The 3370-nt window shown below is 42.5% G+C and carries 3 protein-coding genes and 2 pseudogenes; 2 read left to right on the forward strand and 3 right to left on the reverse strand.

Annotated elements, in window-relative coordinates:
- Positions 1-663: pseudogene (locus AYJ55_RS31150) on the forward strand (hypothetical protein); the annotation flags it as partial.
- Positions 664-767: 104 nt separating this feature from the next.
- A complete protein-coding gene (locus tag AYJ55_RS19920; protein WP_162505763.1) occupies positions 768-1403 on the forward strand; it encodes an ATP-binding protein in 636 nt (211 codons plus the stop codon).
- Positions 1404-1623: 220 nt separating this feature from the next.
- Here AYJ55_RS19920 and AYJ55_RS19925 read toward each other — a convergent pair whose 3' ends face one another.
- The 3 genes and pseudogenes from AYJ55_RS19925 to AYJ55_RS19930 all read right to left on the reverse strand — a co-directional run.
- Positions 1624-2151 carry an ATP-binding protein gene (locus tag AYJ55_RS19925; protein WP_187153341.1) on the reverse strand — a complete coding sequence of 176 codons (528 nt, stop codon included), beginning with the start codon at positions 2149-2151 and terminating at the stop codon, positions 1624-1626.
- Positions 2100-2258 (reverse strand): hypothetical protein, encoded by a 159-nt coding sequence (locus tag AYJ55_RS31155; RefSeq protein WP_187153342.1) that lies wholly within the window; start codon positions 2256-2258, stop codon positions 2100-2102. The genes AYJ55_RS19925 and AYJ55_RS31155 overlap by 52 nt, the downstream gene beginning before the upstream one ends.
- A gap of 105 nt (positions 2259-2363) precedes the next feature.
- Positions 2364-3370 (reverse strand): annotated as a pseudogene (locus tag AYJ55_RS19930) (hypothetical protein); the annotation flags it as partial.

Below are 3370 nucleotides of genomic sequence, written 5' to 3' on the forward strand. Positions count from 1 at the left end.
CGTGGTGAATTTCAGGAGTTTGTCGACAAGTCTGCCGATGAGCTACATCGAGCCGTTGAGCAAAAAATTATCGGACTTGGTTTCGAGTGCAACAGGGAGTTTCGAGTACAGGAACGGGGTGATTGTCGTTCTGGCAGAGTTGATTTGCTGGTGAGTGACAAGCACGGCAACCAATGTGGCATTGAAATCGACGCAAGCTCTCCCAGAGAAAAATCTTTCGCTAAACTAGCCTGTCTGAAATCAGGGATAATCTTACTGCGGAAATCTTCCACAGCAGAAGACTATCTGCAAGATGGTGTTTTGGTAGTTGCGGGAGGTATTTCGCTACCCAAAACTAAGATCATCACGAAAAAATCTGAACTGAATTTGTCCCTGTTTGAGCAGAAACCCAGTGAATCAGTTTGGGATGATTATCTTCAACACCGCAAAAACAAAAAAGCGCCACTGACACAAACCGCCCTGAACCGACTGGCGACAGCAGTCAACGAAGCCAATGAACTAGGATATTCCACCGATAACGTGCTGGCTGAATGCATGCTTAGAAACTGGCAAGGCTTTGAGGTTTCGTGGATTGAGCAAAAAAAATATCAGCGAAATAGTCTCATCAACGAGATCACAACACGCCCAAGTAATCCCGAAGGTTTTGTGGTGATTAACGGTTAATCTGTTTTTTGCGAAAAAACTATGAATATTATTCAACGATTGCAAAAAATCATGCCGCCCAATATCAAGCCAATTGCCTGTAGCTGGGAAGAACATTTGGCAGAATGCAAAAAATATCCGAAGAAGCCAGTTTGCAAGACGCTATTTTTCGCAAGCAACGCCGGATAGAAAACTTGTTTGGGCGCTCGGGTATCGCCCCGTTGCATGCACATTGCCGATTTGAAAATTATCGCGTTTTCAACGCCGGTCAGAAAAATGCGTTGAACCAATCCGTCGCCTTTGCAAAGAATTTTGGAGTGGGATTTGGCGGATTTGTTTTTAGCGGTGGATGCGGAACAGGCAAAAATCATCTTGCAGCAGCGATAGGGCATTATCTCATGAGCAAAGGGCGATCCGTATTGTGTATTACCATTGCGGATTTGATGATGCGTTTTCGAGCAACCTACGAAAAAAATACGACATTGACAGAACAACAATTGCTAGATGAACTTTGCAAAGTTGATTTGTTGATCTTGGACGAAATCGGTATTCAGTATCAGCATAGCGAGAATACGAAGATTATTGTAAATCAGATGGTTGATAAGCGGACTTCACACAAAAAACCGCTTGGCATGCTCACGAACTTGAACAGTGAACAAATTCGGCAATTTTTGGGCGATAGAGTCATCGATAGAATGATGATGAGCAATGGGCTTTGGTTAAATTTCAATTGGTCAAGCTACCGCCGTAAAATTCAATAACGAAAAAAGTTTTAAATCACTGAGTTTCACTACTCAAATCCAATCAATTCAAAGCAATGGAACCCTCAACAACGAGGGATAGGTCATGATGCCCAACAGATAGGCGGCAGGTGTTGAGTATTTTTCAGACATGCGCATATACCCTCGTTGTTGAGGGTTCCATTGCTTTGAATTGATTGGATTTGAGTAGTGAAACTCAGTGATTTAAAACTTTTTTTCGTTATTGAATTTTACGGCGGTAGCTTGACCAATTGAAATTTAACCAAAGCCCATTGCTCATCATCATTCTATCGATGACTCTATCGCCCAAAAATTGCCGAATTTGTTCACTGTTCAAGTTCGTGAGCATGCCAAGCGGTTTTTTGTGTGAAGTCCGCTTATCAACCATCTGATTTACAATAATCTTCGTATTCTCGCTATGCTGATACTGAATACCGATTTCGTCCAAGATCAACAAATCAACTTTGCAAAGTTCATCTAGCAATTGTTGTTCTGTCAATGTCGTATTTTTTTCGTAGGTTGCTCGAAAACGCATCATCAAATCCGCAATGGTAATACACAATACGGATCGCCCTTTGCTCATGAGATAATGCCCTATCGCTGCTGCAAGATGATTTTTGCCTGTTCCGCATCCACCGCTAAAAACAAATCCGCCAAATCCCACTCCAAAATTCTTTGCAAAGGCGACGGATTGGTTCAACGCATTTTTCTGACCGGCGTTGAAAACGCGATAATTTTCAATCGGCAATGTGCATGCAACGGGGCGATACCCGAGCGCCCAAACAAGTTTTCTATCCGGCGTTGCTTGCGAAAAATAGCGTCTTGCAAACTGGCTTCTTCGGATATTTTTTGCATTCTTGCCAAATGTTCTTCCCAGCTACAGGCAATTGGCTTGATATTGGGCGGCATGATTTTTTGCAATCGTTGAATAATATTCATAGTTTTTTCGCAAAAAACAGATTAACCGTTAATCACCACAAAACCTTCGGGATTACTTGGGCGTGTTGTGATCTCGTTGATGAGACTATTTCGCTGATATTTTTTTTGCTCAATCCACGAAACCTCAAAGCCTTGCCAGTTTCTAAGCATGCATTCAGCCAGCACGTTATCGGTGGAATATCCTAGTTCATTGGCTTCGTTGACTGCTGTCGCCAGTCGGTTCAGGGCGGTTTGTGTCAGTGGCGCTTTTTTGTTTTTGCGGTGTTGAAGATAATCATCCCAAACTGATTCACTGGGTTTCTGCTCAAACAGGGACAAATTCAGTTCAGATTTTTTCGTGATGATCTTAGTTTTGGGTAGCGAAATACCTCCCGCAACTACCAAAACACCATCTTGCAGATAGTCTTCTGCTGTGGAAGATTTCCGCAGTAAGATTATCCCTGATTTCAGACAGGCTAGTTTAGCGAAAGATTTTTCTCTGGGAGAGCTTGCGTCGATTTCAATGCCACATTGGTTGCCGTGCTTGTCACTCACCAGCAAATCAACTCTGCCAGAACGACAATCACCCCGTTCCTGTACTCGAAACTCCCTGTTGCACTCGAAACCAAGTCCGATAATTTTTTGCTCAACGGCTCGATGTAGCTCATCGGCAGACTTGTCGACAAACTCCTGAAATTCACCACGCAGCGAATCCGCCAAAATTAGCTTCAAGTCAAAATTTTGAGAAGGAAGGGTTAGGGATGGTTTATATATTTCTGTAATCTTTGTAGTAATCTCTTGATCAAACGAACTCGATAATGTCGATTCCCCGAACTCGACAATGTCTACTTCGGGAGCTCCATTTTCTCCATCTCGCGAAACTCCCTTTTTTGAGTTGGCGAAATTATCCAGAATTTCATTAAGCTTACCTTCATCAATTTTGTAATATGTTTTATGTTCAAGCCGTTTTTCTGTAACGAGTAAAACTCCAATTGCGACTAATTTTTTTATTGCTGTTCGTTGTTCGTCATGTGTCAATCCGGTTTCTT

The sequence above is a fragment of the Candidatus Arsenophonus triatominarum genome (genome assembly GCF_001640365.1).
Classification (GTDB): Bacteria; Pseudomonadota; Gammaproteobacteria; order Enterobacterales; family Enterobacteriaceae; genus Arsenophonus; species Arsenophonus triatominarum.